The sequence below is a fragment of the Pseudomonas helvetica genome (assembly GCF_039908645.1).
GTDB lineage: Bacteria > Pseudomonadota > Gammaproteobacteria > Pseudomonadales > Pseudomonadaceae > Aquipseudomonas > Aquipseudomonas helvetica.
In genome coordinates this window covers 3,837,711-3,862,155 of record NZ_CP150917.1, presented here as the reverse complement: position 1 = coordinate 3,862,155, position 24,445 = coordinate 3,837,711, and the positions used below count along the sequence as shown (strand labels likewise).

22 protein-coding genes and 1 pseudogene are annotated in these 24,445 nt (G+C 56.1%); 8 read left to right on the top strand and 15 right to left on the bottom strand.

The window, feature by feature from the left end:
- Positions 1 to 60: 60 nt before the first annotated feature.
- The 4 genes from AABM55_RS17815 to AABM55_RS17800 all read left to right on the top strand — a co-directional run bounded on the left by AABM55_RS17815 (position 61) and on the right by AABM55_RS17800 (position 4,290).
- Entirely contained in the window at positions 61 to 1,344 is a 1,284-nt protein-coding gene (locus AABM55_RS17815) for an MFS transporter (protein ID WP_347927156.1), read from the top strand.
- Positions 1,345 to 1,372: 28 nt separating this feature from the next.
- Positions 1,373 to 2,218, top strand: a complete 846-nt coding sequence (locus AABM55_RS17810; protein ID WP_347927155.1) for an amidohydrolase family protein — start codon at positions 1,373 to 1,375, stop codon at positions 2,216 to 2,218.
- Between the two features lie 157 nt (positions 2,219 to 2,375).
- Positions 2,376 to 3,707 (top strand): MFS transporter, encoded by a 1,332-nt coding sequence (locus AABM55_RS17805; RefSeq protein ID WP_347927154.1) that lies wholly within the window; start codon positions 2,376 to 2,378, stop codon positions 3,705 to 3,707.
- Positions 3,708 to 3,855: 148 nt separating this feature from the next.
- Positions 3,856 to 4,290: a GFA family protein gene (locus tag AABM55_RS17800; protein ID WP_347927153.1), complete on the top strand. Its 435-nt coding sequence runs from the start codon at positions 3,856 to 3,858 to the stop codon at positions 4,288 to 4,290.
- A 145-nt stretch (positions 4,291 to 4,435) separates the two neighbouring features.
- On the opposite strand, the gene AABM55_RS17795 is transcribed toward AABM55_RS17800, so the two are convergent.
- The 10 genes and pseudogenes from AABM55_RS17795 to AABM55_RS17750 all read right to left on the bottom strand — a co-directional run bounded on the left by AABM55_RS17795 (position 4,436) and on the right by AABM55_RS17750 (position 14,488).
- A complete protein-coding gene (locus tag AABM55_RS17795) occupies positions 4,436 to 5,740 on the bottom strand; it encodes a sensor domain-containing diguanylate cyclase (RefSeq protein ID WP_347927152.1) in 1,305 nt (434 codons plus the stop codon).
- A 320-nt stretch (positions 5,741 to 6,060) separates the two neighbouring features.
- Positions 6,061 to 6,432, bottom strand: a complete 372-nt coding sequence (locus tag AABM55_RS17790; protein WP_347927151.1) for a hypothetical protein — start codon at positions 6,430 to 6,432, stop codon at positions 6,061 to 6,063.
- Between the two features lie 180 nt (positions 6,433 to 6,612).
- A pseudogene (locus AABM55_RS17785) lies at positions 6,613 to 6,906 on the bottom strand (hypothetical protein); the annotation flags it as partial.
- Positions 6,907 to 7,361: 455 nt separating this feature from the next.
- Positions 7,362 to 8,333: an oligopeptide/dipeptide ABC transporter ATP-binding protein gene (locus tag AABM55_RS17780; protein ID WP_347927150.1), complete on the bottom strand. Its 972-nt coding sequence runs from the start codon at positions 8,331 to 8,333 to the stop codon at positions 7,362 to 7,364.
- Positions 8,333 to 9,322 carry an ABC transporter ATP-binding protein gene (locus AABM55_RS17775; protein ID WP_347927149.1) on the bottom strand — a complete coding sequence of 330 codons (990 nt, stop codon included), beginning with the start codon at positions 9,320 to 9,322 and terminating at the stop codon, positions 8,333 to 8,335. Before AABM55_RS17775 ends, AABM55_RS17780 begins: the two co-directional genes overlap by 1 nt.
- Positions 9,323 to 9,324: 2 nt before the next feature.
- Positions 9,325 to 10,206 carry a D,D-dipeptide ABC transporter permease gene (ddpC, locus tag AABM55_RS17770; RefSeq protein ID WP_347927148.1) on the bottom strand — a complete coding sequence of 294 codons (882 nt, stop codon included), beginning with the start codon at positions 10,204 to 10,206 and terminating at the stop codon, positions 9,325 to 9,327.
- Between the two features lies 1 nt (position 10,207).
- Positions 10,208 to 11,224, bottom strand: a complete 1,017-nt coding sequence (locus AABM55_RS17765; RefSeq protein ID WP_347927147.1) for an ABC transporter permease — start codon at positions 11,222 to 11,224, stop codon at positions 10,208 to 10,210.
- A gap of 75 nt (positions 11,225 to 11,299) precedes the next feature.
- Positions 11,300 to 12,880, bottom strand: a complete 1,581-nt coding sequence (locus AABM55_RS17760) for an ABC transporter substrate-binding protein (protein WP_347927146.1) — start codon at positions 12,878 to 12,880, stop codon at positions 11,300 to 11,302.
- Positions 12,881 to 13,050: 170 nt separating this feature from the next.
- Positions 13,051 to 13,590 carry a D-alanyl-D-alanine dipeptidase gene (gene ddpX, locus AABM55_RS17755; protein ID WP_347927145.1) on the bottom strand — a complete coding sequence of 180 codons (540 nt, stop codon included), beginning with the start codon at positions 13,588 to 13,590 and terminating at the stop codon, positions 13,051 to 13,053.
- Positions 13,591 to 13,627: 37 nt separating this feature from the next.
- Positions 13,628 to 14,488, bottom strand: coding sequence for a MurR/RpiR family transcriptional regulator (locus tag AABM55_RS17750; protein WP_347927144.1), 861 nt, complete (start codon positions 14,486 to 14,488; stop codon positions 13,628 to 13,630).
- A gap of 361 nt (positions 14,489 to 14,849) precedes the next feature.
- On the opposite strand from AABM55_RS17750, the gene AABM55_RS17745 reads away from it, so the two are divergent.
- Positions 14,850 to 17,132: a heavy metal translocating P-type ATPase gene (locus tag AABM55_RS17745; protein WP_347927143.1), complete on the top strand. Its 2,283-nt coding sequence runs from the start codon at positions 14,850 to 14,852 to the stop codon at positions 17,130 to 17,132.
- Between the two features lie 82 nt (positions 17,133 to 17,214).
- Here the strand turns inward: AABM55_RS17745 and AABM55_RS17740 are convergent, their stop codons facing one another.
- Together AABM55_RS17740 and AABM55_RS17735 are read right to left on the bottom strand one after the other, a co-directional pair.
- On the bottom strand, positions 17,215 to 17,760 hold the full coding sequence (locus AABM55_RS17740; RefSeq protein ID WP_347930053.1) for a DinB family protein: 546 nt from the start codon (positions 17,758 to 17,760) through the stop codon (positions 17,215 to 17,217).
- Positions 17,761 to 18,004: 244 nt separating this feature from the next.
- On the bottom strand, positions 18,005 to 18,223 hold the full coding sequence (locus tag AABM55_RS17735; protein ID WP_054597957.1) for a hypothetical protein: 219 nt from the start codon (positions 18,221 to 18,223) through the stop codon (positions 18,005 to 18,007).
- A gap of 174 nt (positions 18,224 to 18,397) precedes the next feature.
- On the opposite strand from AABM55_RS17735, the gene AABM55_RS17730 reads away from it, so the two are divergent.
- Positions 18,398 to 19,798: a hypothetical protein gene (locus AABM55_RS17730; protein ID WP_347927142.1), complete on the top strand. Its 1,401-nt coding sequence runs from the start codon at positions 18,398 to 18,400 to the stop codon at positions 19,796 to 19,798.
- 145 nt (positions 19,799 to 19,943) lie between these two features.
- Here the strand turns inward: AABM55_RS17730 and AABM55_RS17725 are convergent, their stop codons facing one another.
- From AABM55_RS17725 to AABM55_RS17715, 3 genes are all read right to left on the bottom strand, one after another.
- On the bottom strand, positions 19,944 to 20,426 hold the full coding sequence (locus tag AABM55_RS17725) for a GNAT family N-acetyltransferase (RefSeq protein WP_347927141.1): 483 nt from the start codon (positions 20,424 to 20,426) through the stop codon (positions 19,944 to 19,946).
- Between the two features lie 187 nt (positions 20,427 to 20,613).
- Positions 20,614 to 21,159 (bottom strand): DinB family protein, encoded by a 546-nt coding sequence (locus AABM55_RS17720; RefSeq protein WP_347930052.1) that lies wholly within the window; start codon positions 21,157 to 21,159, stop codon positions 20,614 to 20,616.
- Between the two features lie 224 nt (positions 21,160 to 21,383).
- On the bottom strand, positions 21,384 to 22,169 hold the full coding sequence (locus AABM55_RS17715; protein ID WP_347927140.1) for a LuxR C-terminal-related transcriptional regulator: 786 nt from the start codon (positions 22,167 to 22,169) through the stop codon (positions 21,384 to 21,386).
- A 133-nt stretch (positions 22,170 to 22,302) separates the two neighbouring features.
- Between AABM55_RS17715 and AABM55_RS17710 the strand changes: the two genes are divergently transcribed.
- Together AABM55_RS17710 and AABM55_RS17705 are read left to right on the top strand one after the other, a co-directional pair.
- Complete coding sequence (locus AABM55_RS17710; protein ID WP_347927139.1) at positions 22,303 to 23,166, top strand: carbon-nitrogen hydrolase family protein; 864 nt, start codon at positions 22,303 to 22,305, stop codon at positions 23,164 to 23,166.
- Positions 23,167 to 23,260: 94 nt separating this feature from the next.
- Positions 23,261 to 24,370, top strand: a complete 1,110-nt coding sequence (locus tag AABM55_RS17705) for a polyamine ABC transporter substrate-binding protein (protein WP_103317342.1) — start codon at positions 23,261 to 23,263, stop codon at positions 24,368 to 24,370.
- Positions 24,371 to 24,445 lie beyond the last annotated feature (75 nt).

Below are 24,445 nucleotides of genomic sequence, written 5' to 3'. Positions count from 1 at the left end.
CTCGTAGCGGCGCGGTTCGCTCTCGGCTGCCTCATGTTCCACCTATAAGGATAAGAAATCATGTTCAGCTGGTATCGCCAAGTCACTCCTCGGGAGCGCAAAACGTTTTGGGCCTGCTTCGGTGGATGGTCGCTGGACGCACTGGAAGTACAAATGTTCGGCCTGGCGATCCCGGCGTTAATTGCCGCTTTCGCCCTGACCAAGGGCGATGCCGGGCTCATCAGCGGCGTCACGTTGGTCACTTCGGCCATTGGCGGGTGGGTAGGGGGGACGTTGTCCGACCGCTACGGCCGTGTGCGTACATTGCAGTGGATGATTTTGTGGTTCTCCTTCTTCACCTTTCTGTCCGCCTTCGTCACCGGGTTCCAGCAGTTGCTGATGGTCAAGGCGCTGCAAGGCTTCGGCATTGGCGGTGAGTGGGCGGCCGGCGCGGTACTGATGGCCGAAACCATCAACCCGAAATACCGCGGCAAAGTGATGGGCACCGTACAAAGTGCCTGGGCCGTAGGTTGGGGGGTGGCGGTCGGGGTTTTTGCGTTGATTTACTCGTTCGTACCGCAAGACATGGCCTGGCGTGTGATGTTCATCGGTGGCTTGTTGCCGGCGCTCCTGATCATCTGGGTACGGCGTAATGTCGAGGAGCCCGACAGCTTCCAGCGTCTGCAAAAAGAACACGCCATCGCGCAAAGTTTTTTCAAATCCCTGGCCGGTATTTTCCGTCCTGAACTGATCCGCGTGACACTGTTCGGCGGGCTGTTGGGCCTGGGTGCACACGGCGGGTACCACGCGGTAATGACGTGGCTGCCGACATTCCTCAAGACCGAACGCAACCTGTCGGTGCTGAATTCTGGCGGCTACCTTGCCGTGATCATCCTTGCCTTCTGGTGTGGCTGCGTCGTCAGCGGATTCTTGATCGACCGTATTGGCCGTCGCAAAAACATCGTGCTGTTCGCCCTGTGCTGCGTCGTTACCGTGCAGTGCTACGTGTTCCTGCCCCTGACCAATACCCAAATGCTCTTCCTCGGTTTTCCGCTCGGCTTCTTCGCAGCGGGTATTCCGGCCAGCCTCGGTGCACTGTTCAACGAGCTGTACCCGGCGGACGTGCGCGGCGCTGGCGTGGGTTTTTGCTACAACTTCGGCCGAGTGCTCTCGGCGGTATTCCCGTTTCTGGTCGGCCATATGAGCGATTCCATGTCACTGGGCTCGGCCATTGGCATCGACGCCGGGATCGCTTACGGCGTGGCCGTTATCGCAGCCCTTTGCCTGCCAGAAACCCGTGGTCGCAGTCTCGACGCTGCGATCCCGTCCGTCTCGGTGCAAGGCAGCGAGAGCGCCCGAGCGTGATGATCATTACTTGCGATAGATGAAACCCATGTCTGCTACCTGTTCAACATCGATCACTGGCATCGACTCCCATGCTCATGTCTTTAGCAGGGGGCTGAAGCTGGCCGCTACACGGCGCTACGCCCCTGACTACGATGCCACGCTTGCGGAGTATCTGAATCACCTGGGTGCCCATGGCTTGAGTCACGGCGTATTGGTGCAGCCGAGCTTTCTGGGCACCGACAATAGCTACCTGCTGGCGGCACTGAGGCAAGTGCCGGAGCGGTTGCGAGGAGTGGTCGTGCTGGAGCCGGGCGTTAGTCGTGCCCTGTTGAATGACATGGCCCGCATCGGCGTGGTCGGCGTTCGCTTGAACCTGATGGACAAGGCGTTACCTGATTTTCACGATCGCACCTGGAGAGAATTTTTCAGCCACATCGCTGATCTTGACTGGCATGTCGAATTGCATCGGGAGGTAAAGGATCTGCCGGCACTGATCCATCAATTGACGCCGATCGGTTTGAAGCTGGTGATTGATCACTTCGGACGGCCGGATGCCCGTTTGGGAATTGATCAGCCAGGGTTTTCCGAGTTGCTCGAATTGGGATCGAGAGGGTCGATCTGGATGAAGGTATCGGGAATTTATCGTTTGGGAGGTACGCCGCAACAAAACCTCAATTTCGCCCGATCGGCATTACCGCTGTTGGAGCAAAGTTTCGGCCTCCACCAACTGGTATGGGGCAGTGACTGGCCACACACGCAGCATGAGAAAAGCATCGGTTTCGGCACAGTGATCGATCAGCGGCAAGCCCTGGAGTGTTCGATGCAACTGAGCCATTCGCTGCTCGTGCAAGCACCTCAACGGTTATTCGGTTTTGCACAACGTGAAGGCTGAAGCTCGCCCACGCATTTGCAGATGACCCTTCATCCCACCCACGTGTAACGAAAACGTGCAGAAAGCCTGAAACGCGACGTTGCAGTCAAACCTCTCGTGCCGCATCGAGAGGTTCTGCGCAAGAGCAGCCTATTACAACTACAAGAGAGCGGTTTCCATGAACAAGCCATCCAGTACTGACATTGAAAAATCGACCATGCGCAAGTTGGGGATTCGCCTGATCCCCTTTCTCGTACTCTGTTATTTCATCGCCTACGTTGACCGAGTCAATATCGGCTTCGCTGCACTGACCATGAACCAGGACATCGGCCTGACGGCCAGTGCCTTCGGATTCGGCGCCACGCTGTTTTTCGTCGCTTATGTCCTGTGCGAAATGCCCAGCAACATGGCCATGGAGCGTTTCGGTGCCCGCCGGTGGATCGCGCGCATCATGATCACCTGGGGCATCGTCGGTTTCTGTTCGGCATTTGCGGTCGGGCCGATATCCTATTCGATTTCCCGATTCCTCTTGGGGGCAGCCGAAGCCGGCTTCTTTCCCGGCGTCATTCTTTACCTCACGCAATGCATCCCCAAAGCGTACATGGCTCGTATCGTTGCGCTATTCATGGTGGCGATACCACTCTCCAACTTTCTCGGTTCACCGGTGTCGGCACTGCTGTTGCAATTGGACGGTCTGGCCGGATTCAAGGGATGGCAGTGGTTACTGATGCTTGAAGCCATTCCCGCCATCACCCTGGGATTGCTCGCGCTGAAAGTGTTGCCCAATCGCCCAAGCGAAGCGAAATGGTTGACTCAGCAGGAACAGGATTGGCTAGGCGAGCAGCTGACTAACGATAAGGCCGCGCGCGACAGTGGCATTCCTCAGCACGCTCACAGCATCAGCGGCACCCTCAAGGCCGTGTTTACCAACAAATATGTATGGGTGCTTTCGATTATCTACATGGGCAGTTCGGCAACCAGCAACACGCTGTCGTTGTGGATGCCGCAGATACTGAAATCCTTCCATCTGACCAACATGCAAACAGGTCTGATGAACATGATTCCGTTCGGCATGGCCGCAGCGTTCATGATTTACTGGGGACTGCGTGCAGACAAGAGCGGGGAGCGGATCAAGAGCACTGCTATTCCGCTGGCCATTACTGCGGTGAGCTTCGCTGCCACGCTGTTCACGGACTCCCTGACCATTACGCTGGTACTGCTGACGCTCGTATTGATGGGTAACTATGCGATCAAGGGGCCGTTCTGGGCACTTTGCTCCGAATCCCTGCCGCCGGCGACGTTGGCCACCGGGATTGCAGCGATCAATACTTTTGCCCACTTGGGTACGGGTGCCATGAGTTCGGTGATCGGTGTACTGCGTGATCAGACCGGGAGCTTTCCAATTGCACTGATGCCGCTCTGCATAGTGACCGCTATCGGCTCGTTATTGGTGTTTCTGATTGGCAAACAGAACGCTCGTGCGAAGCAAATCGCTACGGTCGGCAGCTGACCCATTGCTTCTGAGGAGGCTCGAAATGGGCGAGCCTCCTCGTTGTGTATGTTCCAGTTTAAGGCCAGTAACATAACGGCCACCCCTTTTCCGGTACCAACGCTTGAACCGGCAGAATACCGATGAATCGTTCTTCAAGGAGATATCCATGACAACAGGGCAGTGTCTTTGCGGGGCTGTACATTTTTCCCTCGGGGTTGAACCACGATTTTTTTATCGATGCCATTGCAGCCTGTGCCGCAAGCAAACCGGGGTCGGCCATAATCTCGCCACAGTGGTCAAAGCTCGCGACTTTCGATGGGAAGAAGGGCCAGGTGCGATCACCAGTTGGCGCAAATTCAGCGGGTACAGAAATGACTTTTGCTCACGATGTGGCTCGACCGTGCCTAATGCTCTTCGCGAAACGCCTTACTTCTGGATTCCGCTTGGACTTCTCGATGGCAAACTGAGCATGAAGTGTATTGGAGATTTCTGCACCGATGACGCTATGCCATGGGATGAACAACGCTCGGGAAAAAGTCATTGCTCAACCCCGGACTCACTTGGGTTTCTTCTGCAGGAGCTCCAGGTCGACAATGATTGATTCAGGAGCCTGGTCGGCATAGGGACGAAGGTAGCCTGGCCCAAACTCGGTTCACCACCGTTCGCTATTGGTTGTCAGCAAGGGCGGCTTCCGATCGATTTCTGTCTGCCTGCCTTCAGCGTTGTACGCAGATACGTGCAACACTTTATGGCCGAACCTCCAGATCATCAGCAAACAGGTACCTGTTTTTTCCTTTTTTCTTGGCCGTATACATCGCGTGATCTGCACGACGTAGTAATTGATCCGCCTCGTCTCCACTTTGAGGAATAAAAAATGCAGCACCTACACTCGCAGACACGATAACCTCTATCCCGTTTATATCGACTGGTGCACTCGCGACACCAATCACACGCCCGAGGATGTCCTCACTCTCTTTCACTTCAATCAAATCGACCAACAAAATTACAAATTCATCACCCCCCACGCGGGCCAAGGTATCGGTGGCTCTCAAGCAAGACTGTAATCGTCTGGACACTTCCACCAACAAATAATCGCCTGCCGCATGCCCCAAGGTGTCGTTAATCACTTTAAAACCATCAAGGTCCAAATAACAAACCGCCACTCTCTTATTCTTGCGGCGTGCACTTGCCAAAGCAGTTTCCATGCGCTCGGTCAAAAGTCGCCGATTAGGCAACCCTGTCAGGGCATCATACAATGCGACCTCTTGCAGTTTTTTCTTCTGCGCTGCCAAGCCAGCAATTGAGTACGCAAGCCAAGCCATCAACATACTGACGAACAGAATTAACGCCACGTCAAAAGCCAGCCGGACCTGATCTTGCCATAGGGCTATTTTCGATACGCTCAGCACCCACTCCCGCCCAGATACCCGCACCGGAACATCCAACCTGGAGTTATCCATTGGTACGGCTGACGCCGAAATGACTTCTTCGCTATTGGTCTGCGGGTTCAGGCCTGAAAGTTTATACGCATAACCTTGCTTCTCAATTCCGCCTAAATCGGCATTTTCCAATGCTTCGGGAAGTTTCAATGTAACGACAGTAAACCCCCAAAAATATTGTTCCCCGGATGCCGACTCCAAAAAAACCGGCAGTCGACCAATGGCTCCCTGCGGTCCCTGGATCAACTTAAAGGGTCCCCAAAACAATGCCTCATTCTTCAACGCCCTGATGATAGTGTTTCGATCCTGCCCCTCAAATAAATCGTGACCTTCCACCAACCGGTTATCCACTATAGGTTCTATTTGTCGCATGACACCCTCCGGCGCCAGCGATAGCGCGTAGGCTCCTTTATATAAAGGGATCATATAGTGGGCAAGATCAGCAAAATCAGGAACGCTGCCATGGCCTTGACGAACCATTACCGCTAAAGCATTTGTTGCCGACAGTGCGTGCTCCAACACTCGCTCAATAGCATTTGAATACGTTGAGGCGATCTGTAAGGCACGAGCGGCCTCTACACTCCTGCGGGCGGACTCCAGCTTGAATATCACGCCCCCTCCAACGAATAGCGATAACCAAAATATGATTAATGGCAGCTTCCATCTGGACGACAACGACTTTTTTTTCAGCGGACTACTACCCCCCATGTAAAAACCTCACCAAAATGCAACGACACCACCATTACCGGTGGACAGGCATCAGACAGGTACACTATAGCTCAGCCGCTCAGCGCTTTTTCATCCCTGTAAAAACATAGGGAAAACCTGCCACTACCCATATTTCTCCCACTATTAAATACAGCCAACCCGGTATTTATACTCATTTTCAGAAGGTGATCGGCGCAGCCCTTCAGCAACGCAAGCGACCGGACTCAGCTTTCGTATGCAATCCCCCTCAAATAATCCACCAGCCTGATAGCGGTTGAAGGTTCAAGATAACCGGCACTGACAAGCCAACCATCTTCTATTCTTTTGAATCTATTTCGCACCGTTACAAACGTATCAAGAATTTCGTCAGCCGAAACCAACCCCGGCTCTTCCCATTTCAAAATCACTGTAAAGTGCAACGGTCTGCCTGACACTAAATCAGCCGACGAAAAGCGAGGCTCCACTGTCCAGCACTTGGCGGACAACCACATCGTCACATGGAGATATTCATCTGAAACCGACCACTCAAAGCATAAGTCTTTAAACTCTCTCTGGAACCAAATATGCGTATGAGATATAGAGAATACTACGTTCATCATTCTCTCCACATTCAGCCAACTTGTTCAGCAGCGCAAAGGCTGTTCATCAACTCTGCCTGCCGGACTCTGCCCCCCCGGCACAGACTGATGGCTGGTAGCCATCAGTTGGGCGAACTTTATTTCAGCGCTGAAGGCCTGTCCTTAAGTCAATTCTGAACAATTATTTTCACCCTGACGTCAGTTGCTATAGCGCCTTGAAGTCTCACTGTGGGCTCTTGGGAACGGAGATTCGGTAGAGACCACAGTCATCTCAAGGCAGATCTCAGGCGTTGTGGGCAAGCTATCGAGAAATGCGGCAATCTGCCGGTTATCGCGCAAGTGCACCGTAGGAACGTCCGGTCCTATGGACAGGCGCACGCTCTCGATACCTGAGCGGTAACCGCGATCGAAATTCCACACGAAACTCAGGAAGGTCAGGAACGCTCGGTCGAGCTTCTCTTTACAGCCCGCTAGGAGATCAGGGTGCGGGCGAGGGTAGAGTTACCGCTACCGGCATTACCCAGAATTACAATCCGTTGCAGGGGGACTTCCTGTGGCGAAAAAGCCGGTGATTGTGCAGGTGTCTAGTCCTGAAACAGGTTTACAGCTGTTTCAGGACGGGACCTGGAGATAATCAAGCTGTAGCGAGCTGGTAGGTCATACCGTTTCAGGTTGGGCCGAGTCCTTCACCACCCCATGCCGGGATAGACAGCCAAAACACCCCGGTTTGCAAGATCCGCGGCGGTGCCTTTACAAACGTCCTGGTGGTGTGCAGCGCCAGCTATTATTTTCTGTGCTGATACTCCACGTTCAAGACCAGACTGTTCAGCTGGAGCGGTATTAGCCTAGGCCAAATTTAATGGCCCGCCCCAGAAATAAGTTGTTCAGCTTGACTCGTCAACCCCATCCTATTTCTGAGACTCGACACTATTGCCTGCTGGCAAATATCAGCTTTGTAAATGACATCGCACACGCTGCTGCTCATCTCCTAGCAAAGCCTGGGGCTTTTCGCAGCCAACGGTGCACAGGCTGCAACGTTCGCGGAAGAAGCAGCCACTCGGTAGCAGACGGTTACCTGGCAATTCGGTAGGAGCCGCAACTTGTTCGGCATGCAGCGGCACACCTAGTCGCGGTACAGCTTCAAGCAACAGGCGGGTATAAGGATGGCGTGGCTGATCGAGTACTTGGGCTGCGCTGCCAAGTTCAACAATTTGCCCCAAGTACATCACAGCTACCCGGTTTGCCATATGACGTACTACTGATACGTTGTGGGAAATCAGGATATAAGTCAGATTGCGAGTTCTTTGTAACTCAGCAAGAAGGTTAAGGATCTGTGCCTGAACCGAGATGTCCAGCGCCGATGTTGGTTCGTCCAGGACAATAATATCCGGGTCTGATGAAAGGGCTCGGGCGATGGCAATCCGCTGACGCTGACCACCGGAAAACTGGTGGGGGAAGCGGTCCAGGTATTCTGGGCGGATGCCGACTTGGGCCGCGACCCTGGCCGCCACATCGCGCATCTGCGCACGGGGGGCATGGCCTCGGGCGTATAACGGCTCGGTGATGATTCTCCAGATAGGCAGGCGTGGATCAAGCGAAGACTGTGGATCTTGGAAAACAATTTGAATGTTTCTGCTGCCTTCGCTGCCGCTGCGACCGGCCCAGTTCAGTTCACCGCTGCTCGGTGGCACCAAGCCCATCAATAGCTGCGCCAATGTGCTTTTACCACAGCCTGACTCGCCCACAATACCCAGGGTTTCGCCTGCCCGCACTTGAAGGTCAATGCCGTTCAGGGCGTGGGCATATCCCCTTGGTCGACCAAGCCAGTCATTACTGACGGGGAAACGGACGCGAACATCATTAAGTTGAAGAATCGTGGGTGCCATTTTGGTGACGGTATGAATGACGGCACTGTTCATCACGAAAGCTCCTTAACCGGTAACCAGCACGCACTTTTACGCTGGTCATTACCGTTGATGGTATTGAGGTTCGGGCGTTTGGCACAAACCGGCATGGCGTATGGGCAACGCTCCTGAAAAGTGCAGCCCACGGGTAAAGAGGCCAGGTTCGGCACTTGACCGGGGATAGTCAGCAGCGGCTGGCCCGGCTCTACCATTTCTGGAAGGCCACTGAGTAACCCTTGCGTGTAGGGATGCTGCGGGTTCCCCATAACTTCGACGGTGCAGCCTTCCTCAACCACAGCACCTGTATACATTACGTACACCCGGTCGCAGAACTGCGAAACCAATGCCATGTCATGAGTGATGAGTAGAATGGCCGTGCCCCGCTGCCTGGCTTTTTCTCGTAGCAGCAACAGCACTTGGCGTTGCACGGTAACGTCGAGGGCGGTGGTCGGCTCGTCGGCGATCAGCAGTTGCGGTTCACAGGAGAACGCCAGCGCGATCATCACCCGCTGACGCATGCCTCCAGACAGTTCGAAAGGATAGCTCTCCAATACTTGTTCCGGGCTGGCGATGTGCATGTCGCGCAACAGTGCAATCGCCATGAGACGGGCTTCGGCGGCGCTGATCTTCTGGTGATGGATGATCACGTCGAGCATTTGCCGACCGATGCGCCGGGTCGGATTCAGGGCTGTCATCGGCTCCTGGAAAATCATCGCAGCGTCGCGTCCACGAATCGTTAGTAGGTCCTTTTCAGGAGCTGCCAACATGTCGCGACCGAGCATACTCAGGCTGCCGGCGGTGATGCGATAGCTGCGCTCGGGCAACAGTCGCATACTGAGCATGGCAGTGACCGACTTGCCCGACCCGGATTCGCCTACCACGCCGACGATTTCGCCGGGATTGACGTGCAACGACACGCCGTTCAGGGCTTTGACATTGTTTTTATAAGCCGGGAATTCCAGGCTCAGGTTGTCGATGGCCAGTACTGGACTCGCAGTATGCATTGTCATTTCCCCTGTTGCCGTGGATCGAGCAGATCGCGCACGCCATCGCCCAGCAGGTTGAAGCCGGTGGCCGTGATCAGAATCGCCAGACCTGGAAAGGTCGAGTACCACCAGTTATCCAGGATGTAGTTGCGCCCAGTGGCGACCATCGCGCCCCACTCGGCCGTAGGCTGTTGCGCTCCCAGGCCGATAAATCCCAGGGCCGAGGCCATGAGGATCGCACTGCCGATATCCAGGCTCAGTTGCACCAGCAATGGCGGCATGGCGTTACGTGCCACATGCCAGTGCACCACGTGCCAGCGTCCGGCCCCGAAGGTCTGGGCTGCCTTGACGTAACCCATCTCTCGGATGCTCAAGGCCTGGCCACGGGCTAGCCGCACATAGGACGGAATTCGCACGAGGGTAATCGCCAGCATTGCGTTGAACAGGCTCGCGCCCAGCGCAGCCGCCAGGGCCATAATCAGTACCAACGACGGCACCGACAGCATGATGTCCATCAGACGCATGATTAACGTGTCGAAACGACCACCGATCACCCCCGAAAAGCATCCCAGTAATCCGCCGATAAAGCAGGATGCAAAAGCCACGAACAGACCGACACCCACCGACTGCTGGCTACCGAACAGCACGCGGCTGAACAGGTCGCGGCCGACTTCGTCGGTGCCGAACCAGTGGACGCTGGACGGCGGCGCCAGGCGTTCGGCGAGGTTCAGTGCGTTGGGATCGTGGCTGGCGAGCCAAGGGGCGAAGATCATGCACAGCAAGACGATAAAGGTGATCGCGAGGCCCGCCATGGTCAGTGGACTCCGGCGGACTCGATAGGCCAGATAAGCGAGTTTTTCGTTCCAGCGCGGGCGGTGCGTTGCCGTCAGGGTTACGGACATTTCAATTCACCTCGCCGATGCGTGGGTCGATCACGCGGTACAAAATATCGATGGCCATGTTCAACAGCACATAGATGAACGAAACCAGAATTGCGAAGCCCATCACCGCAGGGAAATCCAGCGACTGGATCGATTTGACGACATAGGCGCCCATGCCAGGCCAGGCAAATACTGTTTCGGTCAGTACCGCGCCATACAGCAAATCACCCAAGGTCAGCCCGAGGACGGTCACCGAAGGGATGAGGGCGTTAGGGAGTGCGTGGCGTAGGATCACAGTCCATCGAGACAGACCGTAGGCGCGTGCGGTGCGGATATAGTCTTCACCCAGTTGATCCAGCATGGCTGAACGAATCTGTCGTGCGACAACGCCCAAGGTCACGAACCCCAGAGTTGCCGCTGGAAGAATCAGGTGCTCCACGGCATCGAGAAACAGCCTGCCATCACCGGCGAGCAGCGAGTCGATCAGATAAAAACCGCTGATTGTCGGCGGTGACGCGAGCCCTTCGGACAGCCGGCCACCACCGGGCAGCCAGCCAAGGTGGCCGTAGAACAGAACGATTGCACCAAGGCCGAGCCAAAAGGCTGGCGTTGAAATTCCGGTGACCGCAAGGGTACGGGCGATCTGGTCAATGGCCCGATTGTGGTAAACCGCTGACAGCACGCCAAGCGGCACGCCGACCAGGATCGCCAGCACCAGCGCTACCAGCGCCAGCTCCAGGGTTGCCGGGAAGAATGCTTGCAGGTCTTCCAGAACGGGACGGCTGGTGCGTATCGAGGTACCCAGGTCTCCGTGCAGCAGATCTATCAGGTAACGACCGTATTGTTGATATAGCGGCAGATCCAATCCCAACTGATGACGGATGCCGGCCACCAACGCATCGCTGGCACGATCGCCGGCGATCAGTCGGGCAGGATCACCCGGGATCAAGTGTGAAATTGCAAATGTAATCAGCGAAACACCGAACACGACCAACAACAGGCCAAGCAGGCGTTTGCGCAACAAAGTCAGGAAGGCCATTTGGCACCTCAGTAACACGAGCGGCGAAAATCAGAAGCCGCGCCAGTCGAGAACGACTAGCGCGAGGGAGCAGGTTTACTTGCTCATATTGCCCAGGTTGAACACTTGTTCGAGCATGGGGTTGAACACGTAGCCCTTGATCGAATCACGCATCGGCAGGGTGTAGCTCTTCTGATAGAGGTAGGCGTAAACGCTATCCTTGAGCACCATTTTCTGCGCGGTCTGGTAAAGCTCGACGCGCTTCGCGGTGTCGCTATTAGCGGCCGCTTCGCGGATCAACTTGTCGACTTCCGGGCTGCTATAGAACGAGCGGTTGCCTTGCAGGCCCTGCATCTTGGAGTCGAACCAGAAGTTCATGAACATGTACGGATCAGCAAAATCCGGGCTCCAGGCACCAACAGCGATGTCGTAGTCCGCCTGGCCGACGCGCTCACGCAGGGTGGCATTGGCGAGTTTTTCCAGCTTGAGGTTGATGCCTAGTGGCGCCAATGCTGCTTGCAGGGTCAGGCCGATCGGTTCCCAGTTAGGATCCTTGTCCGAGTACATGTAGCTGAGGTTGGTGATTTTCTGCGGTGCTTTGGCGAGGCTCTCCTTAGCGGCTGCCATGTTCTGCTTCATTGGCGGCAGCGAGCTGTCGTAAGCCCACATGCCGTCAGGGATCGGCCCGTTCATGAGCTTGGCCTTGTCCTTGAGAATGCCTTTGACTATACCGTTGTAGTCCACCGCTTCGGTAACCGCACGACGAGCATCGACGCTGGTCAGCGGGCCCTTCTTGTTGTTCAGGTAGAGGTAGGTCACCCGCAGCGACGGGAACTCCTTGACCACCACTCCCGACTTGCTGGCGAGAGCGCCGAGCTGGTCTTCGGGCATGTCTTCGATGATGTCCAGGTCACCGCGCTCCAACTGCAAGCGACGCACGGAGGGCTCACCGATGATCTTGATGACAACGGTTTTTAACGCAGGTTTGGGGCCGGCGAAATAGGTGTTCGGTTCCATGGTCAACGACTGGCCTTTTTGCCAGTTGCTCAAACGAAAGGGCCCGGAGCCTGCGGTGTGGCTCGACAGCCAGGCGTTTACGTCCGAGCTCTTGTTGACCACATCAGGGTTGATGATCGAAGCACCGTTGTGGGCCAGGGTAAACAGGAACGGCGCGAAAGGCGTCTTCAGGGTGAAGCGGATGGTCTGCGGGTCGACGACCGCCACCACCATATCCTCCGGAAATGCACCGGAAGGCCCTTGCTTAAGGGTCATCAAGCGATCAAAGGAAAACTTCACGGCGGCGGCATCTACTGGGGCGCCGTCATCGAATTTGTTGCCAGGCTTGATTTTGAATTCCCAGACCAGATTGTCCGGGGAAACGGTCCAGCTCTCGGCCAGGTCGCCCTGAACTTCGGTGCTGCTTTTGCCACCCTCGACCTTGTAGCCAACCAATCGTTGATACGACGGGTAGGTGATGGTCCAGTCATTGTTATCAAAGGTCACGGCCGGGTCGAGGGTCTGCGGATCGGCGGGTTTGCCGATGACCAGTGTGTCTTGTGGTACAGCCGCCGTCGCGGCCTGCCAGGCACCGAGGCTCAATGCACTGCACAAAACGGTCAGCAGCAGTTTGCCGGCGCCGGGAAAGGTTTTGCTGGTCACGGTGTTCATTGGATTCATGCCGGTTTCCTTGATCATTCGATATATGGAAGTACGTCAGGTTTTTTATAAAAGCTATAACCGGGCAGTTGCAGGTGAAACGTAAGTAGCGCTGACTTGTTGTTGTTATCAGCCGCACTGAACGTGGGCTGCGCGGTGTTGCAGTTCTATTTGCTTGTAAAAGCCTTGGCTTACTCGTCCTCCAGCAATGGGTAATCGTCGGCATTCGGAAGTTCGTAATGCCACCACTCGGTGGAAATTGCGTGGAAACCAGCACCGAGCATGATCCCCAGCAACAGCAGACGATTGCGTTGCACGTCTACTGGCAAGTCGGGGTAGAACTGATGGGATTTCTCTTCCATCGCGTCGAATGCGGTGCCCATATCCAACGGCTCGCCATCAGTACCCACCAGGGTCAAATCCAGCGCCACGCCACGGCTATGGTGGGAGCCCAAGTGTGGGTCACGCACGTAGTCGTTGTTTGGCAGCGCGTCCCACAACAGGTACTGGGCGTAGGGCGGCCGGTAGGCGTCATAAATGCGCAGGGTAAACCCGGCCTGACGCGCGAGCTGGCTAGCCTTGTTCAAACAGTTGGCAGCTTGACGATGTAACAGGCAACGAGCATTCGGATAGATCACTCTTCCAGCCAGGTTGTCTGCACCGGCGTAGATCAGGTCGATTTGCACCTGATAGCGCTGGGCATCAATCTCTACAAGGGGGCTGTTGTTCACGCAAACACTCCAGTTGGGATTCGGTGGGGCCATGGGATCAGCCTTCGAACTGACCGAACGCTTTTTGCAATTGACGGTTCTTGGCCAAACGCTCATCGAGACGATCCCCGTATTTCTCCGCGACGGCTGACACGATGAGATTTAACAGGCAGGCCAATGGGGCAGGGGAGTCCCAGAACTGCCCGACATCGGTTTTCAGTTGCAAGAGGTCAACCGGGTAATCTCTGGCCCAGGGGCATTGCAGGTCGGTGATCAGGGCCAGTGGTAGGTCGTTGTCTACCGCCGCGTCGCAGAAGGTCTGGGTCACGCTGGAATAAGCACGAAAATCCGAAATGATTGCATAGGGATTGGCGAAGCCGGAGTTCAGGGTTTCTGCATAGATTCCTGACAGGCCATCAACGTAGTAGACCTTGGGACGAATGTATTCAAGGTGGCTATGAAACGCTGTGAGAATCCCGCGAGTAGACTGAATTCCGAGAATGAATACTGCATCGGCTTCGTAGATGCGCTGCACGATATCGGCAAAGGCATTGCTGCGCGCTAGACCGTAGACGTGTCGGACGGCCTCGATCTCGCGACTCATGGAACGATCGAGAGCGTCTTCCTGATTGCTTTCGGCACGAAAGGCGCCGATGCGGTCAGTGATCAGCCATGACGCCGGCGTTTCACCGCGCAGACTCTGTTTAACCTCATCGATGTTCTGGTAACCAAGGGATCGAAAAAAGCGCCCCACAGAAATCCCAGTGGTGGAGGTCTGCTGCGCGATGCTATCGGCCGACTCGAACGGAAGTTGTTCTGGGTTACCCAACAGATAGCTGGCGATGCGCTTGCCGGTAGGGGTCAGGCTGGAGAACTCTTGCTCCAGCAACTGTAGGAAGCTGTTCTTTTCCATAGACATGTCAGAGCCCCCGAATGCTATTTGTTATTTTGGTGTCATTATTTAAATTGATGTTATAAACATAACATCTGTTTTCGAGACAACACAATGCCTTTTTTCAGCAGGCGTCCTAGGGCGCTATCGGGTAAGTGGATCTGCGCCGTTCAGGCTCATGTCGAAGGGTGACTCGGCGACCCGGAGCCAGATCGTGCGGGAAGCGTCAAGGGCGTGTTTCGTCGCGAACAGTTGAGCGTAGAGTTGTGGTGGTTCACTAATCCCGGACATAACGGCAGATAAATAAGTCTGTCTCCTGTTCATACTGATGAGCAGCAGGCATTTTTGCAGAGCGTGAAGGCGTATCCCTTTTGAGGAACCCACAACGATGCTCAACAAGTGGCTGGATCCCGCCCTATTGCTGCTGACCACGCTGTCACTGCTGGCGGGTGGCGTTGCGCATTTTGCCCAGCAGCCTGATTGGGCGGCAATGTGCTGGGCCTTCGGCAGCCTGGTGATGGCTTTTGTGCTGTTGATCGAGATCGTCAGGCGTCTGGCCCGGCATGAGGCAGGGGTGGACTTGATCGCGCTGCTGTCGATCGGCGCGGCGCTGATGCTGGAGCAGATGCTGGTGGCGGCAGTCATTGCCTTGATGCTGGCCACCGGGCGCACCCTGGAGTTTTTCACTGCTCAGCGCGCCGAACGCGAGCTGCGTGCGCTCGTCGAGCGGGCACCACGCTTTGCCTGGCTGCAGGAGCTGAACGACTTGCGCCAGATTCCGGTTGAGCAGATCCAGCCGGGTCAGACACTGCTTGTACGCCTGGGTGAGGTGGTCCCCGTCGACGGCCGTCTACTCAGCCCCACGGCCACTCTGGACGAGTCGGCGCTCAGCGGTGAGTCTTTGCCGGTAACCCGCCGGGAAGGCGAGCAAATGCTCAGTGGCGTTGCCAATGCTGGTGCGCCGATCCTGCTAATGGCGACGCAGACGGCGGCGCAGAGTACGTACGCCGGAATAGTGCGGCTGGCCGAGACGGCACGACGCTCGCGCGCGCCTTTCGTGCGTCTGGCCGACCGTTATGCCTTGTTCTTCATTCCGCTGACTTTGCTGATTGCCGGGCTGGCCTGGCAATTGAGTGGAGATCCTGTGCGGGCTCTGGCAGTTCTGGTAGTGGCCACGCCCTGTCCTTTGATCCTGGCGGTGCCGATCGCCATCATGTCAGGTATCTCGAAGGCGGCGCGGCGCGGCATCCTTATCAAGGACGGCGCCACCCTGGAAGCGCTGGCAGGGAGCAAACAGCTGTTTCTCGACAAGACCGGCACCTTGACCTGTGGTCACGCCCGTTTGCAGTCGGTTGAGGTCAATGGCCAGGTCGATCCACAACATCTGCTTGGCTTGGCCGCTTCGCTGGCGCAGGCCTCGGTGCACCCCATCTCCCAGGCCATCGTCGAGGCGGCGCGCCAACGCCGATTGCCGCTCAGTGCCCCGCAAGAGGTTGAAGAAAGTCCGGGCTCCGGTCTTTGTGGGCTGATCGATGGTCAGCGGGTGCGCCTCGGTACACTGTCTTTTGCTCATACAGAGGCGTCTGTCAGCGCTTGGACCGAAGCAATGCTGCGCCACATGGACTACTTGGCCTGCGGTGGAAGCTTCATTGAAGTGGATGGGGTTCTCGCGGGTCTGCTGATTTTCTCGGACAGCCTGCGTCGGGAAACCCCGCAAACCCTTCGCCGGCTGCGCAACAGCGGTATCAAGCGGATTGTCATGCTTACGGGTGATCGCCCGGAAACTGCCGAAATGATTGCTCTGTCCGCCGGCATCGACGAGCTGCGTGCCGGGTTGACCCCGGAGGACAAGGTGCGCGCGGTGCAGGAGGGCTGCACGCGCGCCAGCACGCTGATGGTCGGCGACGGCATCAACGATGCTCCTGCACTCGCGGCGGCCACCGTCGGCGTGGCCATGGGGGCCAGTGGTGCCACTGCCTCTGCACAAGCGGCGGGTGTTGTGCTGCTGGTGGATCGCCTGGATCGTCTGGTCGAGGCGCTGGAGATTGCCCGCCGTACCCGCCATATCGCCCGGCAAGGCGTGCTGGCCGGCATGGGGCTTTCACTGCTGGCCATGACCGTGGCCGCCCTCGGTTACCTGCCGCCGCTCGCCGGCGCGGTGGTTCAGGAAGTTATCGACGTGGTCATCATCATTAATGCCCTGCGGGCATTGGGGCCATCGCCAGGACTGGGCCAACGGCGACTGGCCGGCGAGCATATCGATCGCCTGCAAGACGAACACCGACAGCTCACCAATGTGCTGAGTGATCTGCATCAACTGGCCGGCGATTTCGCCCGGCGTCCGCTTGAGCAAGCGCGGACCGATCTGTTGGATCTGGTCGAAAAGCTGCAAGTCTCGCTAGCCAGCCATGAACGGGACGATGAAAACACACTGTACCCGCTGCTGACCCGAAGCATGCCGGGCGAGGACCCCTTGTCGGCACTGAGCCACGGACACCGCGAGATTTTTCGCTGTATCCATTTGCTGGCGCGCATGAGCAGCGACTTCAGTGCCGACCCGACCTCTGTTCCTGTCGAAGAGATTCAGCATCAGTTAATTCGCCTGGATACCCTCGTGCAGCTGCACTTCGACCAGGAGGAGGAACTGTTCCGCTATCTTGATAGGCGCTAAAGAGCCTGCGGGACATTGTTCAAATGACTCTGGAGCGATGGCTGAGCTGTTTCGCCAATACCTGGTTTAGCGCCAGGCTTTTCTACTGTGTGCAGTGCTCGGATGGAATGAGGGCGACCAGATCCGTATCACCTATGTCGACACCCGCTTGTGAAAGCAAGGTCGTCACTTGTCCGCGGTGATGCGTCTGATGGTTGAAGAAATGCATGACCAAACCATAGAAGTTCCTGTCAGCGGGTATTCCCTTCATGCTTGTGTAATGGAGGGTGTGATCCAGATCCGACTCTGCAATGGAGCGAGACCACTCGACAATGTTCTGGTCGAGCCACACTCGATGTGCCGACAGTTCTCGGATATTCGAGAACAGCAACTGGTCGAGGCTTTTGAGCGCCGGAAGCTGCTGAATCGGTTCCAGAGCCAGGTAGTCAGCTGGGTGCTTGGCGAATCGCTTTAGCCAGACAGTGTCGCCGGCCACCAGGTGGTTCAACGTCCCGAGAATTGAACCAAAGAATGCTTTCCTGTCCACGGAGAGCTCTTCATCTGGCAGGCTTCTGGCGGCTTCATAAATCTTTGCGTTCATCCACTGGTTATAGGTCGCCATCAGGCAGATATGACCGGTTCGGTTCATCATGCTCATCCTTTCAATGAATACTTGATAAGCGATCCACGCTCATCTTGAATCCCGGTCCAGTGTTGGGCTTTGTTGTTTTGGGGGCAGCAGGGGGAGGGGCGCTCTTGTTTGATGCTTGTATGTGGCTCGGCGAATGTCTTCATTTGGCTGATGACTGCCTGTCAGCAAGGGCTGCTATCGACCGGTTGAATTCACAACCCAAAGCCGCCTATTACATTCATTGACCAATGAAGAGTGGTGGTTACTTGATCTGAAAGATTCCAGCAATTGCATTCAAGGCTTTCCTGCCGTCAGATTCATAAAGACCATGTAGCAACCTCTGCTCGCTGAGACGATGCAGACGGAAGTGGTTGTAGAAAGCCTGACCCAATCTCTGGTTCTCGAATGCACCGCTGTCCCAAAGCGCTAAGAACTCATCATAGGCCGCTCTCTCAATTTCCGGTCTTATTCTACTTTTCAATGCGGGCCTCAATTGATGGTGAGCGCTGGCAGGATTCTACAAAGCCGGAACTGACGTTGACAGACCTGAGGGCCTACATCGCGAGCATCTCGGGTTAATGGCGTGACGTGATTACCATAAGATGGGGTATGCCGTTACACTGCGGCCCCCGAAATTTAAGCAAGGAAGCTTTGGATGCGTTCGTTCGTCAACGGTGTGCTCCTCTCCATGGTCTTGGTAGCCCCGGTCGTGGCCGCACCACTGTCATTTGCGGTAAATGACCCCAGTGGCAAGTACCTGGTGGAAGTGCTGTTCCCGGAGCCACCGGAAGACCCGCATCAACTGGCGCGAGCGCTCATCACTTTGCGCGACAAAAACACGCTCGAAACCCTGCAGCAATTGCAGACCCAGGCCGGTAACGTGCCTGCAAACCACAATGACAAAGCCGACGCGTGGTTGCTCGGGCCCTACGGCTTGTTGTACTTCGCCGATTTCGACTTCGATGGTCGTCAGGATCTGGCAATTCGCAACGGCACGGATCCCAAGGTGGATGGCCAGGCGCATTTCGATGTCTATTTGCAAGATCCGCAGCAAACCCGATGGGTCCTCAACGCTGCATTGACGGACCTGGCGAAGGAGAGCAACGGGATGTTCTCGGTCAGCCCAACTGACGGCATTCTGTATTCGCAAACTGACCGCGGCTGCTGCTGGATGCGCACTAGCCAATGGAAAATGCGCGACGGCGAGTTGGTCCGGCTTCGTTCGTACACCCAGGAAGAAGTCCCTCCGACCGAGTTTGGCGAAAATTCCAGCATGCCCCGCGGCTATATGCTGCGCACCACCGGCGACTGGAAAGATGGTCAGTGGCACGAACAACCCAGCCTGGAAGGACCGGTCATCGAAGATTCTCAGAGTCTCGTCGGAACCCTCAACGGCAAAATCCCGGTAGAGATCTGGTACCAGGATCAGGGGGCGGTCCTCATTGGTGAGGTGCGGTACACCAAGGGTGGTAGCGGTGAGCCGATCAAACTGGTGGGTTCTCGGGAAGCCTACGGCGACGATAGTTTTGTCTACCTTCACGAATATGCTGACGATGGTCGTCGGACGGGTATCTGGCGGATAACACGGCAAACCATCGAACCCCACAACTACACCGGCACATGGGTCAGCGGCGCCAAGGGTGACGACCGCGAACTGGCGATCCTGCTACACGATGAATACCGTGAACCGGACTACGACAAACTCAACGAAGTCGACCGTGACCAGCGCAGCGGCCATTACCAGATGCGCCGGGACTTTCTGGGGCGCGACGGAGATCTGGACTTGAAGATCCTGCCTGACCGCGATGCCGAGGGGAGAGAAGTGGCGGAGTTCACCGTGACATTGAAGGACGCTGTGACCTTGAAAGACATCGTGACCGAGCATCACATCGTACCCATGGAAACCGAAAACCTGATCATTGTGCGTGAGCCGCAAGCGTCCAAGATAAATGGCCCGTATCACATACAGCTGGTGAAAAACTTCGCGGTCATCAACTACAACGCTGAGCCGGATTCTCAGGACATGCTGACGGGGATGTACCGGAAGCAGCCTTGAGTAAAACCTGTGTAGTCCTGAAGCAGGTGTAGACCTTATTCAGGGCGGGACCCTGTGGAGCGAACGTTCACTTTTGGCCGTTTGCTGTCTGTCGCGACCGGCAGCTTTCAACTGTGGACATTCAGTGAGCAGACACGCTTGTGAGTTAGTTTTGGATAGTCCAGAGCATTGTCTGAACCATGATATGCGGGTGACTTTCTAAAGGTTCCCATTCATCGATGAAAGAAAAACCCTGCTTCAGATAGAAGTTTGAGGCTCTCGCATTGTCGGGAGAGACGTCCAGAAAAACGCGATCATGCCCTTTCCCTATCGCGCGAGATTTCACTGCCTCAACCAGCTGAGTTGCCACGCCAGAGCCACGTGCAGTGGGTTCAACCCACATTCCGATCAAGTTATAGCGATTTGCGTCACTGACCACGGCACCGATCATTCCCACCGGTTTGTCTTCCTTGATAGCCAGCCAGAATTCCGTTCCGGCTGACGAGGCTCGTTCTTTCCACTGTTCGTCACTGTAATTGGCGGCAGTTTGGTAACTCACACCAAACGCTGTCGGAGTGTCCAAAAGCGCGGCGAGACGGACTTTCTTCAACAGCATCCAGTCTTTTGCTTCCGTCGATCGAATGTCCATGATCTTCCTAAAAATTAGCGAAACTTCAACCTCTCACAAGGGTGTCGAGGGAGCAACCGGGTTGTCGTTGCGCAATGGCCGTTCTTGACCGTTTACCGTCACTCGGGATCGGCAACCCGTCCGGATGACTGCGCTGTTTCACCGACCCGATCAGATGTGAAAATACCTGGTCTAGCGCCAGGCTTTTCTACTGTGTGCAGGGCTCGGATGGAATAAGGGCGACCAGATCCGTATCACCTATGTCGACACCCGCTTGTGAAAGCAAGGTAGTCACTTGTCCGCGGTGATGCGTCTGATGGTTGAAGAAATGCATGACCAAACCATAAAAGTTCCTGTCAGCGGGTATTCCCTCCATGCTTGTGTAATGGAGGGTGTGATCCAGATCCGGCTCTGCAATTGAGCGAGACCACTCGACAATGTTCTGGTCGAGCCACACTCGATGTGCCGAAAGTTTTCGGATGTTCGAGAACAGCAACTGGTCGAGGCTTTTGAGGGCAGGAAGCTGCTGAATCGGTTCCAGCGCCAAGTAGTCAGCTGGGTGCTTGGCGAATCGCTTTAGCCAGACAGTGTCGCCGGCCACCAGGTGGTTCAACGTCCCGAGAATTGAACCAAAGAATGCTTTCCTGTCCACGGAGAGTTCTTCATCTGGCAGGCTACTGGCGGCCTCATAAATCTTTGCGTTCATCCACTGGTTATAGGTCGCCATCAGGCAGATATGACCGGTTCGGTTCATCATGCTCATCCTTTCAATGAATACTTGATAAGCGATCCACGCTCATCTTGAGTCCTGGTCCAGTGTTGGGCTTTGTTATTTTGGGGGCAGCAGGGGGAGGGGCGCTCTTGTTTGATGCTTGTATGTGGCTCGGTAAATGTCTTCATTTGGCCGATTTCTGCCTATCGCGAAGTCATTCAGTCTTCGCGCAATTACGCCTGATTTTGAGAGGCAGGTAGGCGTTTTCAGCTCTGAGCGTTCAGAAACAGTGAGAACAGCTCGGACTGAGATTTAATGCCGAGTTTGCTGTACATGTGCTTGCGGTGGACCTTCACAGTCTCGGCGGAAATCCCCAGCTTGCGCGCGATCTCCTTGTTTGAGCAGCCGCTGAGCATTAGCCGGCCGACTTCCAGTTCGCGGGCGGAGAGCGGGGTATCCAACTGCTGGTCAGTGGAGTCCAGCCAGCTCTGCCAGTTTGGCGTCGCCGACGCGTTCTGCTCCAGCACCTCCCGCTCGAATGCCATGCGCTGACGCATCAGGGCGGCAACCCAGGACTGGATGAGTGTGAGCAGGGCTATCTGCTCTGGACTGAAGCGGGCCTCACTTCCCAGCGACAGGCTGAGGGTGCGTTTCGCGTCGAGTTGGACGTTGATATGGACTTCGTCGGCAACGACATTGAGGCGGAAGTAGCGTTGGTAGTAGTCGGTTTGTTCGAAGCATTCCGGCGCCACATCGGCTAGCCACAACAAGCCGTTCTGCGGTGTCTCTCGGTTGGCCAGGTAAAAGGGGTCGAGTAGATACAGGCCTTTGAGGTAATCCTGAAAGAGCGGGTCCGGCCCGCCATCCTTGCCAGGGCTTTCTGCGAGCACCCGCGGCCGGCCATTGCTGAAAATCAGCACGACCCAACTGTCCACCGGTATGTATCTATCTAGCAGACGCACCAGGGCTAGCCAGAAATCAGGACGGTCGAGTGCCTCAATCAGCCTGCCAATTGCCTGGTGCCAGGCCATATCCTGCAATGTAATGCTCACGTTTCTACCCATACGGGGTTACCCCATCGATGTGATTACTTTCCGTTTTATGGCTCTCCATACTCCATCCAGCCCTGGCGGGTGCTGTTCAGTTTGGCGATTGCGAGCCCACATACACGTGAAAGGATCACCGATGAAGATTGAACTCGTACAACTTACCGGTCGCGATGGCGATACCGCTTATAACCTAGAGCGTACCTTGCAGGCTATCGCTACCTGCACAGCGGATACCGATCTGCTGATATTTCCAGAGACCCAGTTGATGGGATTCGCCAGCGCGCAACAGCTCGCCGAAGTTGCCGAGCCCCTGAACGGGCCAAGTGTGCAGGCCGTGCAGCGCGCTGCACGCGAACGGAACGTCTCGGTGGTGGTTGGCATGGCTGAGAACGACTCCGGCACCTTCTACAACACCTCCCTGCTGGTAACCCCACAAGGGATCGCCTTGAGCTATCGCAAGACTCACCTTTGGCCGTCGGAACGCGGCCTGTTCCAGCCGGGAGACCGCTATGCCACTGCGATCTGGAAGGGAGTCCGTGTCGGCATCCTGATTTGCTACGACATTGAGTTGCCGGAAAGCGCTCGAGCCCTCGGTCAACTCGGCGCCGAGCTGATTCTGGTCACTAACGGCAACATGGATCCCTACGGCCCTGTCCACCGCACCGCGATCATGGCTCGCGCTCAGGAAAACCAGGCATTCACGGTGATGGTGAATCGAGTCGGCGACGGCGATGAAGGCCTCGTTTTTGCCGGTGGAAGTGCAGCGATCGATCCCTTCGGGCGCACGCTCTTCGAAGCGGGGCGGGCAGAGTGCCGTCAGGTTGTCGAGCTGGACCTCGATCTGCTGCGCTCCGCCCGCCGAGACTATGACTACCTCAATGACCGCCGCCTGTTCCTGACTGGCGAACAGATTGAACACGCTGATGGTCGCCGTGAACTACTGATCCCCTGTGCCCCGCGCGAGGGGGCGTCTCGCACGAAAACGGTTCTTCAACCTTGATGCTGATTTCAGCCCTGCCATAACAATAATTCACACACTAGCAGGAGCGGCGCGCGCGTCCACGGACCTGCCGTTAACGCTCTGGAGCACCCCGATGAAATCGACTCGTTATATGCAATTCGCGTTGGCCTCGCTTCTCAGTGTCGGCCTGGTCGGCGCCAGGGCCGACCAGCCCGCCACCCCCACCGTGCACATCTACAACTGGTATGACTACATCGCCCCGGACACGGTGAAAAACTTCCAGAAAGAAGCAGGCGTCAGCGCTGTGTACGATGTGTTCGACAACAGCGACGTCATGCAAAGCAAGCTGATGGCCGGCCGAAGTGGCTATGACGTGGTGGTCGCCACGGGTGACCTACTACCGAACCTGATCAAAGCAGGTGTGCTCAAGAAACTGGATCGCAGCAAGTTGCCGAACTGGTCTCACCTCGACCCGGACATCCTCGCCAAGGTGCAGAGCAACGATCCCGGAAATAGCTATGCGGCCCCTTATCTGTGGGGTACGACTGGCATCGGCTATGACGCGGACAAGGTTAAATCGATACTCGGCCCAGATGCGCCAGTTAATTCTTGGGACCTGATTTTCAAGGAAGAAAATCTGGCCAAACTGAGTCAATGCGGTGTGGCCATGCTGGACGCCCCTAGCGAGATCATTCCCATCGCGTTGCACTACCTTGGACTGCCCTACAACAGCCAGAACCCGGAGGATTACAAAAAAGCCCAGGATCTGCTGCTGAAACTGCGTCCCCATATTGTCTACTTCGATTCTTCCAAGTTCATCTCTGATCTAGCCAATGGCAACATCTGCGTCGTGCTGGGCTGGGCTGGTGGTGTCGCCGATGCGCAAAAGGCCTCCGAGCTGGCCGGCAACCATCGCAACCTCGTCTACAGCATTCCACGCGAAGGTGCCCCGGTGTGGGTGGAGAGCCTGGTGCAGCTCAACGATGCGCCGAACCCGGAGCAAGGGTTAGCCTTCATCAACTACATGCTGCGTCCCGAAGTCATCGCTGAGTCATCCAACTACCTGAGCTATCCAAACGCCAACAAAGATGCCACCGCGCTTGTCGAGAAGAAAGTCCGCGACAACCCCGGGGTGTATCCGTCCAAGCAAGTCCTTGACACGCTATTTCCGCTAGAACCACTCCCGCTGAAGATGGAGCGCGTGCGCACTCGCGCGTGGAACACGGTCAAGACCGGCGCTTGATTGGCAAACTCGGCTCTGCTGATGACTAGCCAAGCCCCTTCATGCAACAAATGAAACAAGAGAGAGACCATGAAA